Here is a 22153-nt window from a genome sequence, read left to right on the forward strand (position 1 = left end):
CTTTCGAGTTACTCAAAATTAAAATCTTGTTCAACAGAAACATCTTCCCCGCCAAAAAATTGCTTCGACAGCTCAGAAATCGTTCCGTCGGCATGGAGATCAGCCAACACATTATTCACTTGCTCCAATAATGCTTCATTATCTTTTTTCATAATAATCGCTTGCACATTTGGATGATATTTAATATCTGGATGAATCATAATTTCAAATTCTGGGAATGCAGCAAGTGCTAATTTCTGCAAATAATAATCATTTAAAATCACATCAGTGCGTCCCAAATCCACATCGCGTAAGTAGACATCATTTGTCACATTGTCATAAATAACTTCTTCCGCACCATGATCTCGGCCCACTTGCATATAAACGGATGTCGCAGCGCCAGCCGCTTTTTTCCCTTTTAAATCTTCGAGGGATTCAATACCCGAATGATCCGATTTACGGACGATAGCTGTCCCATACGAATACTTATAAGGCTCAGAAAACGCAAATTTCTCCTGACGTTCTTCTGTAATTTCAATGTCATTTACCGCAAGATCCACTTGCCCACTATTTAAAGACGTAAGCATGCCATCTAAGCCCATCTCTACAAATTTAATATCCAATTCTAAACGTTTACCAATCTCTTTCATAATTTCAACTTCATAGCCTGTTAATTCATTTGCCTCACTATCATGGTAAGAAGCTGGGTAGAGCGTGCCCGATGTCGCGACAACGAGTTCCCCTTTTTCAGAGATGTTATCCCAAACAGAGGAAGTTTCTTGTTCCTTGTTCGTATCGTTCCCCGTGCTTGAACCACAAGCAGCTAGAACAAGCATTACTAAAAGTATAGATAAAGACATGGTGATGTGACGAAGGTGACTTACTTTGGTCATATGAATTCTCCTTTTAAAATTAGTATGGTACAAATAATTGTCCACTAAAAATTATAATGTATTCCGACAGAAGATGTAACCCTTTTGCCTCTTATTCGAGTTTCCGCATTATTATGAATTAAGTGTCCTTTCAAGTGGAGTTTACCGCTGATGATTTGTGGTATATTTATGAACGATAATTACGAACGAAAGGAGACAAACCGGATGAGGAAATCCTTTGATATTCATAGCATTAAAAACCTTATACTCACTTCTCTAAAAGGCTTCTCTCAAGTTATGTTAATGGAAAACGCCCTATCAGGAGGGCTGATTCTACTAGGCATTGCTATCCACTCCCCTCTACTCGGTTTGACGGCATTTATCTCATCGATTGTTGGGACATTGACAGGTCAATATGTAGGTGCCGATAAACCAGCTATCCATCAAGGGCTCTACGGTTTCAATTCCCTATTATGCGGAATTGCAGTGATATTATTTTTACAAAATGACTGGCGTTGGCTTATTGCACCTATCGCAGCTATGCTAGCCGCAGTACTGATGTTTTATTTATCCAAATACCTAGTAAGGTGGAAAATCCCTGTTCTCACCTTCCCCTTTATTGTTGTGACATGGCTCGGTCTTCTTGCCGCCTATACAATCAAAGGGTTACATATCAATCCAGAGTTTGTCGCGTCATCCCCTGCCAAATGGAATTTGCCCATTGAGGGCACTCCTAATTTCTTTCTCGGCTTGATTAAAGGCGTCGGGGAAGTATTTATCATCGACTCATTATGGGCTGGTTCACTGATCCTCATCGCTCTGTTTGTAGCCGGCTGGCGATTCGGTGTCTACGCTGTTGGTGGGACTTTCATTTCATGGTTAACAGCCTTACTGCTTGGCGTCGATGCAGAATTACTCGATCTAGGTCTCTATAATTATAATGCTGTACTAACAATGATTGCCGTCGGACTATTATTCGACGACAAGCGTCGTTTCCCACTCATCGGCATATTTGCAGCAGCAACAACCGTACCGATTTCAGCTGGAATGGACTTACTACTGTATCCACTCGGGCTTCCGGCTTTGACCTCGCCTTTTATTATTAGTACTTGGTTGTTTTTGATGATTCGGAGAGCGATTGTGCGGAGTTTATGACTATAACGAACCCCCCTCACATTTTTTTGGTGAGGGGGGTTCGTTATGTATCACAATTTAAACTGCCCAACAGCACTTTCAAGTTCCTGCGCCATTTGGCTTGTTTCGCCTGAGCGTACGGCAACTTCTTCAATCGAAGCTGTCGTTTCTTCAGCCGCAGCCGAAATATTACTCGTTGAGTCGTCAATGACATGAATCGATTGTGTCAGTTGAGTGATAAGCTCCACAACACGATTTGAACTCTCCGCCTCAGCCGTTGTCAATGTTGAAATCAGCTGAATGTCTTCAACTGTTTCTGAAACAGCTACTGAGATATTACCGAGAGACTCGGCTGTCAAACGAACCGTTTCCGTTCCAGATTCAATAAGTTTTGTACTTTCTGATGTAGAAATGACCACTTGTCCAATACTTTCCATAATACCTTGTACTAATTGTTCCACTTCCAACACTTCTTTGTTCGACTGCTCGGCAAGCTTCCTTACTTCTTCTGCCACAACAGCAAATCCTTTACCATGTTCACCAGCACGTGCCGCCTCAATCGATGCATTTAACGCAAGTAAGTTTGTCTGCGCTGCAATACCTGCAATCGAGCCCGTAATATCTTGAATTTTCGTTGTAGAGGCAATGAGTGTTTGAATCGTGTCACCAACCTCCAAAGAGGATGCTCGAATTTTCCCAATGTCACTACTAATATCATTGGCACGTTGCTGCCCTTCTTCTGCAATTTGCATCGTCCGATGGGAGTTCTCCACACTTTGTTCCGCTTTCACTTTAGAATCTTGCAGATCCTCTGCTAACGACGTCAAAATGGCTGCTGCGTGTTCTGCATTTGTCGTACCATCAGAGATTGACGCGGCTACTTCCCCCATATTATGCGCAACTTGTTCAGCTGCCATTTGCATTTCATTTAACGAAGCGGCTGTTTCAACAGAGTTTTTCGTCAATTGAATCGAAGTTGTTTGTACCGTACCAATCATATTGCGTAAATTTGCCGTCATGATATTCAATGTGCGTCCAAGATCAGCAACTTCATCATTACCCTTGACCACCGTATCCTCAATCGCTAAATTGCCATCCGCAATCTCTTTTGCATGGGCAATCAGATTCGATATCGGCTTCGTTTTCCTTCTAATTAGATACAGTGTAACGAGCGACGCCAAAATCATTGGGATTAAGCTAATTAGGATCCCGTTTCGAACAACATCCCATGTTCGTTCTCCTACAATTTTCCCATCAAAATCAATCACACTAATGGCAATAATTTCTCCAGTCGGATCATGGTTGTCAAAAATCGGCGCGTAGCCAGATAGACGTTTCATCCCTTTAAATTCATAGAGTTCGGAATACGTCGAATGCTTCATTTCCAATAGCATAGCAATTGCTTTTTCATCCATTGGGACTGAATCACCCGGCTTCAACCCTTTTTCACGTGAGTTATCATCGAGTGCTAAGATTTTACCATTCAAATCTAAAATATATTGCGTTTCAAAAATGTCTTTATGTTCAATCGTCCAATTTAACTGTTTACCGACCTCATCCATCATTTGAAGGTCACCATCAAGCATTGTCTTCACATCATCCGGGCGAATTAACCCTGTAGTAATATTGGCACAGCCATACGCTTCAATACCCGCAGCTTCATATAATTTATCATAAGCAGTATTATAAGTCGCAATAGATGTAATCGCTAACATTGCTATCATAATCCCGACAATAATTGTCCCAAGCTGAACCGTCAATGTATTCTTCATCATCTTTCCTCCTACCATCCTCGTAGCTAGGTACATATTACCACACTAAACTTCATAATACTATAGTTCGAAGTAGAAACAAAGCACTAATATTTGGAGTTTCTATGAACATCATTAAACTTTATTAATTCCCCTAATTTCATTCCAATAAAAAACAGTGCATATTAGCTTTTGCACTGTTTTCCGTATCAAAAAATCTCTTTATATATTAGATTATACTTCAAAATTACATCACCACTACTTCTTATGCCCACCAATCAGCTGCTCTCGCTCAATAGCTGTTCCAGCTTCTGTATAAGACACTGCACGGAGAATGGCATTTGATCCGTATTTATTTCTGAGTGCATCGATGGTTGCACCGAGTTGCCGGGTTCTTTCTGCATCGTCATCAAACAGACTCAGCTGCATAGATTGCTCGGACTCCAAGTTAGTCAGACCAATGGATAGACGTCGAACTGGACTGCCATCATGGAACTTATCAAATAGTTCCGTACATAGCCGATAGATTTTCATCGTGTCATTGGTCGCCTCACGCATCGAGCGTGAACGGCTAAAACCGCCGCCTAGCGCTCGTTTCGAATAACCGATGGACAAATGAACCGTGCGTCCTGCTTTCCCTGCTTCTCTTGCCCGCCTCGCAACGTCTTCGCACATTTCAAGCATAACTGTGAGCACATCTTCTCGTTTGTTGTAATCACGATACAACACTTGCCCTTTTCCATAGCTATCTTGCCCTTCAACAAGCTGGGCGCCTAAGTCGGACAGATCAATTCCATGTGCATGATGATATAATTGATTCCCCATAAGACCGAATTTCTTTTCCAGTCTGTCAAGAGACGCGTGAGCAAGATCACCTACGGAGAATAACCCCATGCCGTTTAATGTCTTTTCTAGTCGGCTGCCAATGCCCCACATGCTACTCAGCGGCGCAATTGGCCATAGCTTTGTAGGGACATCCTCATACGTCCACCGCGCGACACCCATCTTTTTCGCTTCAATGTCGAGAGCTAGTTTAGCTAACAGCATATTCGGCCCAATGCCACATGCTGACCGCAATTGAAATTGATTTTCGAGATCATCTTGGATTCGTCTAACCGTCTCTTCCACAGGTCCCCATAAACGCTCCGTCCCACCTAAGTCAATAAAACTTTCGTCGATACTATAGACATGGATAGCTTCTTTTGGCACGTAATTGTTCAACAGTCGAGTGATTTCCATCGATATATCAATGTATAACGCCATCTGCGGCTCAATGAGATGAATCGAAGGATTATCTGGAATTTCGTATAACCGCGTGCAAGTCTGCACACCGAATTTTCCCTTCAACATAGGAGATGCCGCCAGAACAATGCCACCTTTCCGTTGTTTATTGCCAATGACTGCAATGGGCGTTTTCGTGACATCAAGCCCTTCCACCACCGCAGCACAACTGGCGTAAAAGCTCCGCATGTCGAGACAGACGATTTTTCGGTCTGGTAAGTGCTCATACATACTAGTACCTTCTTTCGAACATTCATTCCTATTAACAGTATATGCAGAACGTACGTTCAAATTCAATCGGAATGATTTTCCATAAAAACACCCCAATCTGTCAACCGATTGAGGATGTTTTTGTATGATTTTAGTTTCTTTTACTAACAATGTTTACTCCATTTCTTCACAAAAGAGGTCGTTTAGAAATAATTACCCCGTCCTCATCCACATAAACATACTCTCCTGGATTCCAGTCGACTCCACCGAAGCGAAATTTGCTATTACGCTCGCCGGTACCCTCTTTGTTACTTTTCAGCGGATTTGTTCCCAAAGCAAGAATGCCAACATTCATTTCAGCAAGATCAACAGAATCTCGAACATACCCGTTAATAATAATGCCTGACAACTTTCTTGATTGCGCTATACCTGCTAAACGATCGCCTAGTAGTGCACATCGATTAGAACCACCACCATCGACGACAATAACAGAGCCTTCCTGCACACTTTCAAGTGCTTCAACGAGGAGCACATTATCCTCAAACACACTTACAGTTTCAATTTTTCCAGAAAAACGTGTCTTTTTTCCAAAAGAACGAAATGTGCTATCGCTAATTTGTAGTTCATCTGAATGCTCGTCACATAAATCAGTCGTTTTAAAGTCTAACATAATGGATTCCTCCTAAAAAGATATTAAAATATTTGATCGTGTACTTCCCCACTAATAAACATAATTAAGCCGATTAATGAAAATAATCCACCTCTATTTCACAAGCTTATAATTATTTTGAATTTCTTCCTCAATTTCTCTCATAATATCGAATGCACCATTAGATTTATTTGAACATATTACTATTTTTATTGAAGTTTTGGGGTAAAAAGCAGAATGGAAACTGACTCCTGGGTCATAACCCATTATATGAAATTTGAAAATCTCATCTTCCTTTTTCTCAATCCATACACCATAACCATAAAAGCCATTTTTGTTATTCGTTCGAACATATGGAGTTAATAACTTATTTGTGTGTTCTTCATTAAGTAATTGGTTATCCAAAAGAGAATCCCATAAATTACCCATATCATTCACTGTTACAAAGGCTCCACCATCTGAACCACCCTTTACAGGCAATGAGTAAATATTTGTTTTCCACTTACCATTTGGAAGGTCAATATAACCGAATGCTGTGTATCTGGGTAGGGAATCAAATTCAAAATAGCCTGCATCACTCATATCCGCTTTTTTAAAGATATGCTCCTCTACATATTCAGAAAATTTAAGTTGGCTTGCTTTCTCTACAATCAAACCAAGTAAAATGTACCCTGCATTGTTATAATGAAATCTTTCTCCTACTTTGAATTTCATTGGCTCGTTCTGGAATAGAGGTAAGAAGTCTTCTAAGTTCCTTATAAGATACATCGGATTCTTCACCCACAATTCCTCAAAATCGTCCATCATTTCTTCATCAAAATAATCAGGGATTCCTGACGTATGCGTTAAAAGATGGTGAATGGTTATATCTTTATCAAAATTCAGGAAATGCACATCAAGACAATCTTCTAATTTCGATTCAAAAGAAAGTTTTCCAGCTTCCACAAGCTGACAGATCGCTATGGATGTGAAAAGTTTACAACCTGATGCAATGCCAAATCTTGTATCTATGCTATTTTCAATTTGCTCAGAACGGTTAGCATAACCGTAGCTTAATTCTACTGAATTATCATTATTTTCCTTAACAAGAATGCCCCCAGAGAATTCAACTTTTTCTTGGGTTTTGGTAATACGATTTATCATATTGGTTATCATTACATCCCCTCCATTGTTTTCCATATAAATCTGTATCCTTATTCTACAAAACTACTGCGTTAGCTCAATAAGGAATTAATGCGCATAATGATTCTGATGTAACATCAAAAAGACCACCAATAGACAATCTCCCGTTGTTCAACTGTCCAGCAAGAATAATATTTTAAAGCTTAATCGCATCAACAATTAAAGAGGCAAAAACAATTTCGTCACCTTGGTTTCTTGAATCATATTTTTTCGAACGAAATATTACACCTTTCTCTCCGTGCCAATCCTGTAGATGGAATGCACCATTTCCATCAAAGTATTCAAGTAGTCTTACTTCAAACCCCGCAGCTTCAAACATTTTAGAGATCGTTTTATAGTTATGGACTATTTTATGACTGGCACAAATATGATCTTTTGGTCCAGGACTGCACAACGTATATACCCAGAAGGCTTCAAAAAACCATACCCCTCCGTTAGCTTAATAACTTTTAAAAACATTAACTAAAGTAACAATGCAAAAGGTAGGAACAACCAATAATCATCAATATTTGTAATGCTTAAATACCAGAGTATTATTCCGATGATTGCAAAAGGTGCATTTTGCCAACTTTTCTTCACCCAACGGAAAGAATGTGCTAAAGCTAATATCCATAAAACAAAAGGTATAACAAGCAGGTAGAGACCAATAGACCAACTTCCTAAAAAACTAACAATATACATAATTAATCCCACCAACCAATAATTTCTCGCAACATTTTTAACTATTGCTACAATCATCAAGATTAATCCTATTAGAAATAAACCATAAAAATAAATGACCACATAGATGCTTCACCCCACTTTCGATTTTAACAAAGGCATTATTCTTTCAATAACTAATTCACTAACCTGCTTCTTTAGTTCAATAAGAAAAAAGCTTTGCCCCTTCTTGAAGTAAGCACTCCGTTGGTTGAATAAGCTAAGATTTCCACTCCTCATCTAAAAGTGCGTAGTAATACTCGTCCCACCATTCGTTTCCTTGCGGTATACACTTCTTGAAAAAACCTTCTCTTCTCATACCAATTTTCTCCATAACTCGATATGAGGGAATATTCTCAGGCTGACAAGTCGCTATAATCCTATGTAATTTCATTGTCTCAAAACCATATTTCAATATAGAATGTGCTGCTTCAGATGCATACCCTTTATTATAATATTTTGGATTGAACACCCAACCTATCTCATACGTATGTTCACCAAAATACTTATGGAACTCAATGTGACCAATCAATGTTTGGTCTTTCTTTAATAACACAGGGAAATTCCTAGCATTTTCACTACTGTTTTTAATTACAAATTCCTTTGAGTCTTCATCAGAAAAAACACCTTCTGGCACATATTTCATAACATCAATATCAGATGTATACTCATGTACACATCGCCAATCATCATATGTAAATTTACGTATTATTAATCTTTCCGTTGCTATGTTCATTTGCTTTCCCCCCGTAATTTCCCTTTTTCTATCTTTGTCTACTGAATGTACTATTCAACTAAACTGCTGCGTTAGTTCATTAAGAAATGGGACACTTATTACATAATAGCGCCCAATAATTGAATAACTTACATACTAAATTAGTAGATAATTTTTTTAATTAATTTTTCTACAATATCCATTTCCTTATAGACGGTGGTTAGCAAGTTTTCTAAAGATATAGATATTAGTGTTTCTACCATAACTTCAAAATAATTTTTACTCAATGAATGCTCAAACTCCGTATAAAGTTTATAATGAAACAGATTATTTCTAAAAGCACTGCTATTAAATATTCTCTTATGAGTCTCTATTACTGCGGTAATCGTATCTTTTAATTCTTCTAACTCTTCAAAATAGCCAGAGCTATAAGCGAAATTTATTGCTTGCACTGAGTAATAGTAAATCAATAATTGAATTCTGTATTTCAGGGGATGTTCGTCTATTATTAAATCTAAAATATTGATGGCGAAATTTAATTGACATTGCATATTCAGTAAATATAATGAAATTCCTTTATCTATAACATTGTTAAAAATATTTCTATGTTTTTCTTCGCTATAGATATAATCTTTGGAAACTAAGTCTTCACCATCTAAATTAGCAATGTAATCCTCTTGCTTCAGAAGTGGTAGAGTGTGTCCTTCTAATCCAGAACAAAACGAGTTTATGTACGTAGTAACCTGGGTACTAAAATTGAATATTTCTTCATTAACTTCCTCAACAGTGGAGTTAAATGGTTTAATATATAAATTTATTTGACTGCTGTTAGCATACGGTTTGTTTTTATAATAGAAAACACCTAAATCGTCTTGTCCGCATGCTTTTATAAATGCTAATTGTTCCTCAGTATAATCTTTTATTAACTCATCATGAAATTTTTTTGTTTCCCTATCTAGCATACTTATTGAAATTCTTAGACTTTTTTTATCAGTAAGTAATTTCGAACTTGCTCTTACTTTTTTGATAAGCGTCGTAAAACTCTTACCATTTATATCTTCAAATAGACGTAAGCGTCAAATAGGTTCTTTCCATTGTTGGTTGAATTAGCGATATATTCTGTTATAATAGAGTGAAAAGAATCTAGGAGGGGTTACTTTATGGATGAACTCATCACATTACTTGACGAAAACTTGATTTGTACAGGTACGGATATATCTTCAGATTTCATTTATTTCTTTGTGACATCTACTCGAAAAGAATGTGTGTGCCCTTCCTGTCAAAGTGTATCGTCTCGAGTCCACTCTCACTATAACCGAAACTTCCAAGACTTACCGATTCAAGATAAAAAGGTAGTGATTACACTATCTAATCGAAAAATGTTTTGTGATAATCCGTCATGTCATCGGACGACATTTGCCGAAACTTTTTCTTTTATAGACAATAAAGCGAAGAAAACCAAGCGATTGAAAGAAACCATTCTGGAAGTTTCACTCACACAAAGTTCTGTCTCCGCTGCAGTTTATCTATCGAAACACGTAGTCGACGTTAAAAAGAGCACAATCTGTAATTATCAAAAAAAAAAGCATGCTCGTAATCAATAAAGAGGATATCGAAGCTATTTGTATCGATGATTTCGCAATGAAAAAGAGAAAGAGTTACGGTACTATCATGGTGAACTTAGCCGATAGTAGAGTCATTGATCTCATAGAATCAAGAGAAAAAGAAGATGTAGTTATCTGGCTTTCTCTTTTTCCCAATATAAAATACGTCTCAAGAGATGGCTCTCTTACTTATGCCGCCGCGATTCGAGAAGCACATCCTGAAGCGCATCATATCAGTGATCGATTTCACTTAGTGAAAAATTTGACGGACGCAAGTACGCTCTGTATGTATAGAATTTTAGCTGGACGAATTGTCATTCCATTAACCAAGGAACAGAACGCAATGAACGAACTGCTAACTAGTAAACCTTCACGACGTACTAAAATCCTCTGGGTCAAGTCCTTGGCGTCTCAAGGTCGCACTATACAAGATATCCGAACGCAAACAAAATGTAGCCTTCAAACGATTCAAAAATACATTAGAATGCGAGAAGAAGAAATCCCTAAAGATTTAGAGGACCAACGCGGTCGTGAACATACTGAAGCAATCCAGAAGATTATGGATAAAGTCAAAGAAGTGAAAGCTTTACAGGTAAAAGGATATAGTATTAGAAAAATAGCTGATGAGACAGGCTATACAAAGCGCACAATAAAAAATTACTTATCGCCTGATTTCAATCCTATTCATGGTCAATATGGTGTACAGCGTCCCGGAAAACTGTCCCCTTTTAGAAATGAAGTGATTGCTTTGCGCTCAAAAGGAACAACTTATAAAGAGATTCATGCTTCTATTTTACAGAAAGGATATACAGGCTCAGAAGCTGCGATTAGACAATTCATAGCGAAAGAAAAAAGGTTACAAGGTGACCTGGAAAACGATGTCATCGCTGGTTCCACGGAGATTGTGGAAAGAAAATGGCTTATAAAGTTACTCTACAAGCCACTAGATAAAGTGAAAGCCATTTCCCTCGAACAAGTAGAAAATGTTGTTGAGAAATATCCACTAGTCGGTACATTAATTCGCTTGGTTTGGCGTTTCAAAGAGATTCTTCAATCGGGAGAGAAAGAGTTGTTACATACATGGATTTCAGAAGCAGCAGCCCTCGAATTAAATGAATTGACTAGCTTTCTCAATGGTATTAAAAAAGATATAGATGCGGTTGAAAATGCATGTACGCTTCCATATAACAACGGATTAGCTGAAGGAAGCATAAATAAGTTAAAAACCATCAAACGCATCATGTATGGCAGAAACAGTTTTGAACTTCTACGGAATAAACTATTGTTGCTTGAATCCCGTAAATTCAACTAACATTGGAAAGAACCTATTTGACGCTTACAAATAGACTAGAAAGTACAACAGAATCTTCTGTTTGAAAAAGATTATCAATCCCATCACATATCATTGACAGATACGGTAATAATGAATTTGAAATATTGGATAGAACATCTTCTGGTAAGTTTATTAGCCGGTAAAGCATTTTTTTACATTCGTATACTTCACTAATTAACTGGCTTCTGGAGACTTGCACTAAATCCATAAATACCACCTCGGTTAATGTCTGCTTGTATTTTCCCCTTACGTTATCACTGGCTCAAAACTATGCACACATGGCTCAATTCAGTCGTAATATTTGTTATTGAACTAACCTGCTGCGTTAGTTCAACAAGTAAGAAGAGCTGCCTAAGCAGCCACATGATTTTTAACTAAGCACCCGTTACTTTAAGGGCATAACTTCACAATCCTGAATAAAAGCGAGTGTTTTTTCATATAGCTTTGGTTGAATGTCTGAATAAGTAAGATTATCTGATAGACTATCAATCAGTTTTAGTTCATCAATTTCCGAAACTGGTAACTGACCAATCTCCTTTATCCTCCCCAAATATAATCTTCCAAAAGTTTTAGTAACAGAATCATCCATTGAATAATCGCAAATTGGAATTAAATCAACATCTGTACAACCAGTTTCTTCAAATAACTCTCTTTTTGCTGTTTCCTCGATTGTTTCTCCCTGTTCCCTATGACCACCCGCAATTTCCCACGTATTTCTTTCTTTATGTCTCACATAAACCCATTTCCCTTTATAAATGGCACTTATTACTGCAAATTCTAACTTATTTTCATTTACAGAATTTAAATAATAAAATGCGAGTTTCATATTTACACCTCATTTTTTTGGAACTTCCCGTAATTATTGTACTAAAGCATCCGTTAGTTTAAGTGCAATCATTCACATACTAAAGGGGTCTCGTTGAATTAACCTTAGAATTGATTCCAGTCTTTTTTAACAAAGAAAAAGAGTAGTAGTCATAATACTTACCCCTAAATAAATGCTTATCTCTGTAAATCCCTTCATTCTTAAATCCTAGCTTTTCTAATAATTTTATAGAATTGATATTTTCCAAAGCTACAAATGCGTTAATTCTATTCAGTCCCATATTATTAAAACCACTTTCAATTGCGCTTATCAATGCCTCTTTCATATATCCCTTTCCCCAATATTCGTGCCATAAATCATAGCCTATCTCCGCTATATTGTTTGTTCTGTCCCAATAATCAAATCCACAAGTTCCAATTTGTTCTTGGTTAGCACCTTTTTTGACTAATATCCAACGATTGCATCCCTTTACTTCTGGATTTTTACTCCATTCAACAAACTCTATTGCATCATTTCTACTTATAAATAATTCTTCATCATATAAAAATTCACATACTCTTTCATCACTAAAAAGTCTATAAATAAAATCAACATCCTTATGATTTACATTTCGCAATAACAACCTATCTGTTTCTAAATTCGAAAATTTTTTATGTTCAATCATTTTGACAACTCCTAAACATCTATTAAATTATCCTGTCCGTTAGCCATCCATGAAGCGCAAAATCAGCGCTACACTACAGAAAATGAAAGGTGATTAAGTTCTTTCATGGGAGTTTTACAAGTAAACACTAATTTCCAACTATTTTGTTCTCTGTTCCATTGACAATTCTCTTTATATTTTGTCGATGTAGGATGATTATTGATACGCTTATTAGTAGAGAAAGTGCGATGATAACCTTATCTTCAAATAGAAGACTGTAAATGAATAGTGCTATACTAGCCAACATTGAACTTAGTGATACATACTTAGAGAATAGCAAAGTTAACACAAACACAACAAAACCAACAAAAACACCTAAAGGAGTAAAAAATAAGAAAACTCCAGTTGCGGTCGCAACAGCCTTTCCACCTTTAAAACTAGCAAAAACAGAAAATATGTGCCCTAATATGGCTAATAAACCACATACAATAGGGTTAACTGTAGAACCAAGTATTAGGGGAAGTAAACAAGCAAATGTACCTTTTAATATATCAGCAATTGCAACAATTACTCCTGCTTTTATGCCTAAAACTCTATAAGCATTAGTTGCACCAAGATTACCACTACCGTAATCACGAATATCTTTCTTATAAAATATTTTACCGATTACTAAAGCAAATGAGATTGAGCCTATTAAATAACTTAGAATCAAAATTAAAATGTTCAAAGTATTATCTCCTTACATAGTTTGTTAAGTAAGTATTTCTATTTATTGCACATGGTTTCCTGCAATCCTCCTTACATTAACCTGCCCCTTTCATTTAATTAGAAAAAGAGCCGTTTTATCAGCTCAATGTTCTTCAAGTAAAGCACCCGTTAGCCCTCCATGAAGCGCAAATTCAGCGCTACACTACAGAAAATGAAAGTGAGGATCGTTCTTTCATGGGAGTTTAACAAGGTTAGTCATTAAAACTACCAGTTTTAATAAGGATTCCTTCCTTATCAAGCCTTTTGTGATTGTAAGGAACATAGCTTAATTTCTTGTATTTTTCACTCCAAATTATATTTATGAAATGGGATGATTCTTGAAGAAAACGGTCAGGAGACACGTTCTCATAACGATAACATTCATTAGGGTATGTTTCACCGAACCCAAATAATTCAAGAACATCTTCTTCGATTGCAATTCCACCGATTTTAAACTCATAAACGGAATATAACTCTTTAAGAAAATTTGTAAAGTCTGTAATTTCCTCTTTTTTTATTCCGATTTGGTCCCACTCTAAAGCATCAAAGATAGAACCAAAAAACCAAAAATTAACCATTATTGCATTTGAAGAGACCATTTCTATTTGTAATGTCGCTTTTCGTTTCCTTGATAAATAGACGTATAATCTTAATCTTAAAGAATGTATGTAATTTGTTTGTGGGTCTTCTTCGTCAAAAGGATAGCCTCTATCAAAAAAATCAATAATTTCATCAATGTTTTTGTCATAGATTTCAATTCTATTTCTGACCTTGGACAAGTTAAATATAATATCCTGTATAGCTTCTTTTTTCTTTTCTTTAAGTTCCAACAAGAAACTAACTTCAAGGAAAGGACCACCTTGTAACCATTGGGACCACTGCATCAATTACACCTCCCAAGTTTTAGGATAAATTATATTACAAATTCGATTTCTTTCTTCAACTAAGCTGCTGCTTTAGTTGAAATTTTTTTACATTTTGATAGTCGTTCATAATATACCCCTTTTAAAATGTATTTTTAATGATTTATTCCGTTACATTGAACAACCGATTTATATGAGACCTATCATAAAATAGTGGAGGCTCAAGAGATAAACCGGGGGAAGTTCTTCAACATATATTCATCAATATTCACTAGCAAGCACCTACCCCTTTTTATGTTTGTTCAAATTCACTAAAATACATTCTTTTGTTTTATTTTCATCAAACAAGCCCCCAAGCTAACTCATTTCTTCATAAAATACTTACGCCCCAGCCGTTCCACAAGCGTCGGTGCGACAGCATGTAATTTACTCGTAACGCCCATATACCAAGGCAAATCAACATCCCTCACCGGATGTCCTACTGTTTTCATCACCGCATCGACAACATCTTCCACTGCCAATAAATGCCGACCAAGCGATGTGCGATAGCTACCGGTATCGTCTGCCAAATCCAGAAAAGGCGTGTCAATTGGACCAGGATTAATTGTTGTGACGTGGATACCAAATGGAGCCACTTCCATGCGTAAAGCATTGGTATAGCCAATCATCGCGTGCTTCGACGCTGCGTAAATTGAAGCTTTCGGTGTTGCTACCTTCCCTGCTTGGGAACCGAGAAAAATAAGGTGCCCTTGTCGACGTTCCAGCATCCCCGGCAGCAAACGCTTGGTTAGCTGCATAGGTGCAACAACGTTGACAGCCATCATGCTCTCAATCGATTCATCCGACGTTTCATGCGCATAATTAAATGTGCCGACACCGGCCGAAAAGATAACAATATCCGGTGTACCAATTTGCGCCAACAACCGTTCCACGTCCTCTTTGTTCGATAAATCCGCAGGTACCGTTTGTGCACCTGCATTTTGTAATTCCCACAGCTTGTCTGGTGCTCTACCTGTTGCCCACACATCGTGACCTTCTTGCAACAATCTTTTCGTCAGCGCATAGCCGACACCACTCGTCGCGCCTGTCACGACAACTGACTTACGCTTGTTCATAGTGATAAACGCCGCCTTCATCACGTGTTTCAACGACAAGTCCTTCATCGACAAGATAATCTGTTTGGCCAATTGTTTCGGATAATGTAAGGCCTAGTTCTTTTTCATAAACGGCTGGGAATAGTTCTTTTGTGAGTTCAAAAATCGTACGCGGTCCACCATCCATCATGGCAAGCACCTTCATCGCCCGTTCGCGCTGCTTCACTAGGCGGTTTTCAATCAACGCATGAATATTGCGCACTTCATTGCCATGCCCACTGTATATAATATCGACAGGCAATGTCAGAAGCCGTTTCAATGATGCGTTATATTGTAATAACGAACGTGGACGCCCCATCTTCGGATCAAGTGGCGGCTCAATGAGCGGGTTAGAAGATACTTTTTCAAGCACAAGATCCCCGCCAATCATTTCACCGGTTTGTTCATTCCAAAAAACGAGATGACTTTGCGCATGGCCGGGTGTTTCCATAACCGTCCAGCCTGCGTGTCCTGGCAGTGCATCTCCCTCAGCAAGTGTCCGATTGAGCGGTCGCTCGCCCATTAACGCAGCAGAACGCTTCATGCGCTTGACCCAAATGAGATATTCTTCTGGAACTCCTTCCTCCATCAGACGCTCCAAATAAAACGCATCATGATACTTGAAGAAATCATCGTCCCGCTTCAACCAAAGGTCATTATACGTATGCCCCAGCACAGTAGCCCGTTCAAATGCATCCATCCAACCGGCATGATCAGGATGGTGATGTGTCAAAATAACTTGTTCAATATCGTTGAACGAATAACCCGCTTCTCTAATGCCATGCTCCAGCGCTGCGTATGCTTCGGGTGTTTTCGGTCCTGCGTCGACCAGTGACAGCGTATCTCCTTTCATCAGAAATGCATTGACATCGCCCACTGCGAATGGTGTTGGTATGATAATTTTATGTATCATCAATAAAAGTCCCCTTTGTATAAATGAATGAGTATTCAGTCCATTGTACCTTTTTTAGAGGGTGGCGTCACCTTTTGAATTCTCAAAATATGCTATAATAAAATTAATTTCACAGAATCATTATCTTAGTTAGGAGAGTGTCTCATAATGGGCTTATTCGGATTTTTCAAAAGTCAATTTATCGAAGTGATAGAATGGACGGATAGCAGTACCAATACGATGGTGTACCGTTTCCCTGTCCAAAACAATGAAATTAAAATGGGAGCAGAGTTAACTGTACGAGAGTCGCAAGTCGCTATTTTTGTCAATGAAGGCGAGATTGCCGATGTTTTCGGGCCTGGACGCCATCAATTATACACGCAAAATATGCCGATTCTAACGAAGTTGAAATCGTGGAAACACGGCTTTGAATCTCCTTTTAAAGCAGAGGTCTATTTTGTCAATACGAAGCAATTTATCAATCAAAAATGGGGCACTTCTAATCCAATTATGATGCGGGATGCTGAATTTGGTATGATTCGTTTACGTGGCTACGGGATTTATTCCTACCGGGTGTCTGAGCCAACTGTATTCCTGAAGGAACTATTTGGAACGAGTGCTTCTTATGAAACAAGTGCTATCGAAGACCAACTGAAAAAGATGATTTTGTCTGGATTGACGGATCTTTTTGCAGAGTCAAAAATCCCAGCTTTGGATTTAGCGATGCATTATGATGAATTGAGTGCACAAGGGCAAGCGAAGATGAAACAACGCTTCAGCGCATTCGGCTTTGACATCACTTCCCTCTATATTGAAAACTTATCGCTGCCTGAAGAAGTCGAGAAAGCGATGGATAAGCGCACAACGATGGGCGTGCTCGGCGATATGAATCAGTATCAGCAATACCAAGCCGCCGAAGCGATTCGTGAAGCGGCGCGCAATGAAGGCGGCGGATTAGCGGGCGCAGGTGCAGGACTTGGTGCTGGCGCTGCTCTAGGCGGCGTCATGGCCAATGCTTTTTCAGCAGCCCCTCAACAACCAGCGGCAGCACAGCCAGCGAAAATAAGCTGCCCCCATTGCCAAGCACAAATTGTAGCAACTGCTAAATTTTGTGGAGAATGTGGCAAAACGGTTCAAGTAGAAAAAGTGCCTTGTATTAGCTGTCAGGCTCCCCTCAATGCGGACGCCAAGTTTTGCGGAGAGTGTGGCGTGCAGCAAGTGACAGAAAAAACCTGTGCGAAATGCGGCAAGAAAAATGCACCAACAGCAAAATTCTGTGGAGACTGCGGAGACAATTTGTAATATGGAGGTAAATGGGGTGTTGGCATGACAGACGTAGAGAATGAAAAATATACAGTCGAACAGACAGAAGTGACTAAATGCCCTTCTTGTGGTGGCAATGCTGTATTTGATCCCAAGAGCGGGACGCTAAAATGCCCGTTTTGTGGAAGCGAACGGGAAATTGAAATGACGCAGCACAATACGATTGAGCATGATTTTTTACAAGCATTAGAGCAAGAAAATCATAGCTGGGACGATGAAAAACGAGTGTTTAGATGCGACAACTGTGGTGCAGAAACACTATTGGACAAAGATAAGGTAGCGGATTTCTGTTCATTTTGCGGGTCGTCACATATCGCGATTAGCGAGCATCATGCCGGCATCAAGCCCGCATTGGTACTGCCTTTTCAAATTCCAAAGGAAGAAGCGATTGATAAATTTAAAGTGTGGATACGAAAAAGATATTTTGCCCCAAACAAGCTAAAAAAGTCGTATACACTAGATAAATTATCAGGTGCCTATATTCCCTACTGGACATTTGATTCGCAAACAGATTCTAACTATGTAGTCAGAATTGGAACGTATTATTATGTGACTGTAACGCGCACTGTCATGGAAGATGGCAAACCGAAACAAGTAACAGAACAGGTACGTAAAATTAGATGGCGCACCGAACACGGCCGGTATAGTGAGTTTTTTGATGATGTATTAGTCAAAGCTTCTCGTAATGTGGCTAGTGGGCTGATTGACAATATTGAGCCTTTTCGTCTACATGAACTGGTTGATTATAAAACTCCCTATCTATCGGGCTTTTTAGCAGAAAGATATTCTATTCCGTTAAAAGAAGGCTGGACAGATGCAAAAGGGATGATTGACCAAGGCATTAGGAGCGGAATTCACGGGCAAGTCCATGGCGATGAAGTCCAAATAGTAAGTGTTTCCACCGATTATACAGGGATTACGTATAAGCATATTTTGTTGCCTATTTGGATTTCATCCTTTAGCTTTAACGATAAAATTTATCGTTTTCTCGTCAATGGACAGACTGGCAAGGTAAGTGGTAAATCACCGGTGAGCGCAGTCAAAGTTACATTTACTGTATTGGTCGTCATCGCCATTATCAGTGTCATTTGGTTTTTCATTCAGACTAACCAATAATCGAACGGAATGTTGACTTTGTTCAGACAACGTGCAATAATCATTCTAATTCACAAATCGATAAGCGTAGACGAAGATTAGTAAAAGTAGCAATGGACAGCAGAAAATGTGGTCACCGGCTGAAAGCCACAGTCCCTCTCCTACCCTGAACCTCCTTCTGAGCTGCCGTGGAAACCCGGCCGTGCCTTTCGCGTTACGAAAGAACGAGATGTACTAGTTGTATAATTGCTAGTAAAACTAGGTGGTACCGCGGAAACATGCGTTTTCGTCCTTTTTAATAAAGGATGAATGCGCATGTTTTTTTATTTCATTTAGTCGGGACAATTCACCAACTGAATGAAATAAAGCCTCCTTTGAAAAATCTGGACGCAAATCCGCCAAGGCGTATTTGATTTGTATATACGAAGGAGAGATTGATATGAGGAAAATTGTATTCATAGGTGCAGGTTCAATGGCGGAAGCCGTTATTGCAGGGATTGTTAAACAAGGTGTCATCGAGCCTCAGCAAGTCTATGTGATGAATAAATCAGATGACGAAAGACTGATTTCATTGCAAAATCAATATGGCGTTTCGATTGTTTGTAAAAATAAAGAGGCATTAAAAACAGCGGATTTAGTTGTACTAGCAACAAAACCGAAAGATATTCATCAAGTGATGGCAGACATTCGTCCCCTTCTTACGACACAAGCAGCTGTTTTATCCGTCATTGCGGGTATTTCCATCGAGACGATTGAAAATGGACTAGGTGCCAGGCCAGTTGCTCGTTCCATGCCAAATACATCGGCAACGATCGGCAAATCAGCGACTGGCATTGCCATGAATAACGCCGTCGATGACACACTGCGCCAGCATGTTCTCGGCCTATTGGAAGCCATTGGCCTAGTGAAAGAAGTCGAGGAAGACGATCTTCATGCAGTGACCGCCCTATCCGGTAGCGGCCCTGCCTATGTCTATTATTTGGCAGAAGCACTTGAAGAAGCCGCAATCGCTAAAGGACTCTCTAAAGAAGTTTCACGCTCACTTATCATCCAAACGCTCGAAGGCGCCGCGGCAATGATGAAAGAAACCGGCACAGAACCAGCAGAATTACGGAAAAACGTGACGAGTCCGAATGGCACGACTGAAGCGGGATTGAAAGCATTGGAAGGTAGATTATTTAAAGAAGCGATTGGTGAATGCATTGATAAAGCAACAGCGCGCTCGCGGGAGCTTGGGGCGCAATCTTAAAGTACTCGAAACACACACACTTCCTACATCAGGATAGACGATGAAAAGGGCGCTGCCCTGAAAGTCAGTTTTCACTAACTTTTTGGACAGCCCCAGCTTTATATCCTTTGATAAGCACCATTGGAAACTTATCGAGCAATTCGAGGTCATTATCGATCAATTGCCAAAGGTTATCGATCATTTCCGAGAAGTTATCGATCAATTAAGCAGAGTTATTGTCATTTCGGGATCTTCGACTCATAAAAATGAAGCAGCACTCTACCCTATTGCTGAAATTCAACAGACCTAACAGACGTCAAATCCTTCTGCCGATACACACTTAACACGACGCCCATTATAAAAGCATTCAATAAAATCGGCATTAAGCCATAACTAATGAACGGTAAAGAAATCGAAGTAATCGGGATCAATCCCAGCGTCATACCAACATTGCTAACCAACTGGACCGTATACAGCGCAACAGCGCCCACTAACAACAGCTTGCCAAATGGATCATGGATGATACGCGCAATCATCATAATTCTCACTATAAAAAGGGCAAGAATGGTGAATAGTGCAAAGGCAGCTAACCAGCCAAAGTAATACGTAAAGCCAGCAAAAACAAAATCAGCGTGGACATCGGGTATCGTCACACTATTCAGCGCGTTCCCAAACCAACCCGCCTTTGATATATGGTCTTCGAGGAGCAACATCATATAGCCAGCTCCATTTTCATACTGTTCTGGGTTGATAAATGCCAGAAAACGCTCTTTCTGATACATATGCGCAAATTGCAAAAATAGAAAACCAAACAATAATAACGAACCTGCTATCGTTCCCGTAATCGTAAGCTTTATTTTCCAACTAAATCGACTACACCAAAATAGCCCAAATACCATAACGGTGTAGATATACACTGCTGGAAGATTAGCAGTGTTCAAAAGGAACACAAAAGAAACTATGAACAATAACCCCAAATGCCAAAGCTTCAACTTTTTATGATTTAAAAAAGAAGCCCATGCTAACAGAAAAAATGGCATAGTTATCAAACTATCCAACGAATAGGGTCCTATCACTAGGAGAGATTTACCATTGCGTAAATGTGGAGAAACTTGCAGTATCACTAAAAATAGCATACTAAGCCCATAAAATAACCAACCAAACCTTTCTACTCTTCGATAATTTATTAACATTATGCTGAAAGCTAACATCCCACCTACCAAGGAATAGATAACTTTCTGTGTAGCAAAATAGCTGGCATCTACGTTAAATCGCAATAGAAATTCAGTTTCAATGAACAAAATCGGCAAAAACCCCAACCCCATCGTCGTCACCAACAACATCACCATCAGCCAATCCACCTTTGGCCGATGAAGCTTATTCAGCTGTTGGCCCAGCGTTACCGGACTTCCCATCTGCACGACAGCTTTTTCTTCAGCTGCTGCTTCATCTATTCCTTTTTCCATCCACTTGTTCTTCGCTTCTTTTATATGATGATCCAACTCCGCCGCCACAAACTCCTTCGCTTCTTTCGATTTAATCTGATCTCTAACTTCCCCTAAAAAAGATTGACTATTCTTATGCACCCGCCACTCACCCCTCCACGATGTCTTTCAAAGTGAATCGTCTACCGCTCGATTGCTTCTCCATTTTCCGTAATAACTTATTGCCTTTATTGTTTAACTGATAATATTTCACCGTCGCCTCGTTCCAGCTAGATTGTAAGCACCCATCTCGCTCTAGCTGATGCAACAACCCATATAGACTGCCTTCATTGTCCTCAAATTTACGAATACCTCGCCCTTGTAGAAACTGCACCAATTCATAACCCGTTTTTTCTTCCACAAGCAGCTGCATGATTGCCAATAAAACACTGTCATCCGTTTCACTAATTTTTGCCCGAATTTCCTTACAATGCTGTTCCGTAAACTGGAGTTCGCTAAACGTAGTATCATCCATTGATTTTTTTAGTCCTTTTAAACGATTCTCCATCC

General features: G+C 39.1%; 22 protein-coding genes and 1 pseudogene. 6 read left to right on the top strand and 17 right to left on the bottom strand.

Features of this window, described 5'->3' with window-relative positions:
* Positions 1-8 precede the first annotated feature (8 nt).
* Entirely contained in the window at positions 9-872 is an 864-nt protein-coding gene (locus N1I80_RS11485) for a transporter substrate-binding domain-containing protein (RefSeq protein WP_340738003.1), read from the bottom strand.
* 204 nt (positions 873-1076) lie between these two features.
* Between N1I80_RS11485 and N1I80_RS11490 the strand changes: the two genes are divergently transcribed.
* Positions 1077-2006, top strand: coding sequence for an urea transporter (locus N1I80_RS11490; RefSeq protein WP_340738004.1), 930 nt, complete (start codon positions 1077-1079; stop codon positions 2004-2006).
* 50 nt (positions 2007-2056) lie between these two features.
* Here the strand turns inward: N1I80_RS11490 and N1I80_RS11495 are convergent, their stop codons facing one another.
* From N1I80_RS11495 to N1I80_RS11530, 8 genes and pseudogenes are all read right to left on the bottom strand, one after another.
* A complete protein-coding gene (locus tag N1I80_RS11495) occupies positions 2057-3757 on the bottom strand; it encodes a methyl-accepting chemotaxis protein (protein WP_340738005.1) in 1701 nt (566 codons plus the stop codon).
* A 237-nt stretch (positions 3758-3994) separates the two neighbouring features.
* The gene (locus N1I80_RS11500) at positions 3995-5248 is read right to left on the bottom strand and encodes a Y-family DNA polymerase (protein ID WP_340738006.1); all 1254 of its coding nucleotides are present in this window, start codon (positions 5246-5248) and stop codon (positions 3995-3997) included.
* Between the two features lie 166 nt (positions 5249-5414).
* On the bottom strand, positions 5415-5897 hold the full coding sequence (gene rraA / locus N1I80_RS11505; protein ID WP_340738007.1) for a ribonuclease E activity regulator RraA: 483 nt from the start codon (positions 5895-5897) through the stop codon (positions 5415-5417).
* Positions 5898-5990: 93 nt separating this feature from the next.
* Positions 5991-7031, bottom strand: a complete 1041-nt coding sequence (locus N1I80_RS11510) for a serine hydrolase domain-containing protein (protein ID WP_340738008.1) — start codon at positions 7029-7031, stop codon at positions 5991-5993.
* A gap of 163 nt (positions 7032-7194) precedes the next feature.
* Positions 7195-7484: pseudogene (locus N1I80_RS11515) on the bottom strand (class I SAM-dependent methyltransferase); the annotation flags it as partial.
* Between the two features lie 36 nt (positions 7485-7520).
* Positions 7521-7796, bottom strand: a complete 276-nt coding sequence (locus tag N1I80_RS11520; RefSeq protein WP_340738009.1) for a hypothetical protein — start codon at positions 7794-7796, stop codon at positions 7521-7523.
* A 181-nt stretch (positions 7797-7977) separates the two neighbouring features.
* Positions 7978-8493 (bottom strand): GNAT family N-acetyltransferase, encoded by a 516-nt coding sequence (locus N1I80_RS11525; protein ID WP_340738010.1) that lies wholly within the window; start codon positions 8491-8493, stop codon positions 7978-7980.
* Between the two features lie 140 nt (positions 8494-8633).
* Positions 8634-9434, bottom strand: a complete 801-nt coding sequence (locus tag N1I80_RS11530) for a hypothetical protein (protein ID WP_340738011.1) — start codon at positions 9432-9434, stop codon at positions 8634-8636.
* Between the two features lie 198 nt (positions 9435-9632).
* On the opposite strand from N1I80_RS11530, the gene N1I80_RS11535 reads away from it, so the two are divergent.
* Both N1I80_RS11535 and N1I80_RS11540 read left to right on the top strand, forming a co-directional pair.
* Positions 9633-10076 (top strand): transposase family protein, encoded by a 444-nt coding sequence (locus tag N1I80_RS11535; RefSeq protein WP_340738012.1) that lies wholly within the window; start codon positions 9633-9635, stop codon positions 10074-10076.
* A gap of 37 nt (positions 10077-10113) precedes the next feature.
* Positions 10114-11388, top strand: coding sequence for a transposase (locus N1I80_RS11540; protein ID WP_445683650.1), 1275 nt, complete (start codon positions 10114-10116; stop codon positions 11386-11388).
* A gap of 406 nt (positions 11389-11794) precedes the next feature.
* On the opposite strand, the gene N1I80_RS11545 is transcribed toward N1I80_RS11540, so the two are convergent.
* The 6 genes from N1I80_RS11545 to N1I80_RS11570 all read right to left on the bottom strand — a co-directional run bounded on the left by N1I80_RS11545 (position 11795) and on the right by N1I80_RS11570 (position 16534).
* On the bottom strand, positions 11795-12235 hold the full coding sequence (locus tag N1I80_RS11545; protein WP_340738014.1) for an NUDIX hydrolase: 441 nt from the start codon (positions 12233-12235) through the stop codon (positions 11795-11797).
* Between the two features lie 79 nt (positions 12236-12314).
* Positions 12315-12899 carry a GNAT family N-acetyltransferase gene (locus N1I80_RS11550; RefSeq protein WP_340738015.1) on the bottom strand — a complete coding sequence of 195 codons (585 nt, stop codon included), beginning with the start codon at positions 12897-12899 and terminating at the stop codon, positions 12315-12317.
* 127 nt (positions 12900-13026) lie between these two features.
* Positions 13027-13605 (bottom strand): glycerol-3-phosphate 1-O-acyltransferase PlsY, encoded by a 579-nt coding sequence (plsY, locus tag N1I80_RS11555; protein ID WP_340738016.1) that lies wholly within the window; start codon positions 13603-13605, stop codon positions 13027-13029.
* Between the two features lie 232 nt (positions 13606-13837).
* On the bottom strand, positions 13838-14509 hold the full coding sequence (locus N1I80_RS11560; RefSeq protein WP_340738017.1) for a hypothetical protein: 672 nt from the start codon (positions 14507-14509) through the stop codon (positions 13838-13840).
* 341 nt (positions 14510-14850) lie between these two features.
* On the bottom strand, positions 14851-15603 hold the full coding sequence (locus N1I80_RS11565; protein ID WP_340738018.1) for an SDR family NAD(P)-dependent oxidoreductase: 753 nt from the start codon (positions 15601-15603) through the stop codon (positions 14851-14853).
* Entirely contained in the window at positions 15590-16534 is a 945-nt protein-coding gene (locus N1I80_RS11570; protein ID WP_340738019.1) for an MBL fold metallo-hydrolase, read from the bottom strand. The genes N1I80_RS11565 and N1I80_RS11570 overlap by 14 nt, the downstream gene beginning before the upstream one ends.
* Before the next feature lie 147 nt (positions 16535-16681).
* Here N1I80_RS11570 and N1I80_RS11575 point away from each other — a divergent pair, with 147 nt between their 5' ends.
* The 3 genes from N1I80_RS11575 (at position 16682) to proC (ending at position 20180) form a co-directional block, all read left to right on the top strand.
* Positions 16682-17815, top strand: a complete 1134-nt coding sequence (locus N1I80_RS11575; RefSeq protein ID WP_340738020.1) for an SPFH domain-containing protein — start codon at positions 16682-16684, stop codon at positions 17813-17815.
* A 24-nt stretch (positions 17816-17839) separates the two neighbouring features.
* The gene (locus N1I80_RS11580; protein ID WP_340738021.1) at positions 17840-18952 is read left to right on the top strand and encodes a TFIIB-type zinc ribbon-containing protein; all 1113 of its coding nucleotides are present in this window, start codon (positions 17840-17842) and stop codon (positions 18950-18952) included.
* A gap of 418 nt (positions 18953-19370) precedes the next feature.
* Positions 19371-20180: a pyrroline-5-carboxylate reductase gene (gene proC, locus N1I80_RS11585; protein ID WP_340738022.1), complete on the top strand. Its 810-nt coding sequence runs from the start codon at positions 19371-19373 to the stop codon at positions 20178-20180.
* A 263-nt stretch (positions 20181-20443) separates the two neighbouring features.
* Here the strand turns inward: proC and N1I80_RS11590 are convergent, their stop codons facing one another.
* Together N1I80_RS11590 and N1I80_RS11595 are read right to left on the bottom strand one after the other, a co-directional pair.
* Positions 20444-21745 (bottom strand): FtsW/RodA/SpoVE family cell cycle protein, encoded by a 1302-nt coding sequence (locus N1I80_RS11590; RefSeq protein ID WP_340738023.1) that lies wholly within the window; start codon positions 21743-21745, stop codon positions 20444-20446.
* Positions 21746-21752: 7 nt separating this feature from the next.
* Entirely contained in the window at positions 21753-22151 is a 399-nt protein-coding gene (locus N1I80_RS11595) for a PadR family transcriptional regulator (protein ID WP_340738024.1), read from the bottom strand.
* Positions 22152-22153: the final 2 nt, after the last annotated feature.

This window comes from Sporosarcina sp. FSL K6-3457 (genome assembly GCF_038007285.1).
Taxonomy (GTDB): Bacteria; Bacillota; Bacilli; order Bacillales_A; family Planococcaceae; genus Sporosarcina.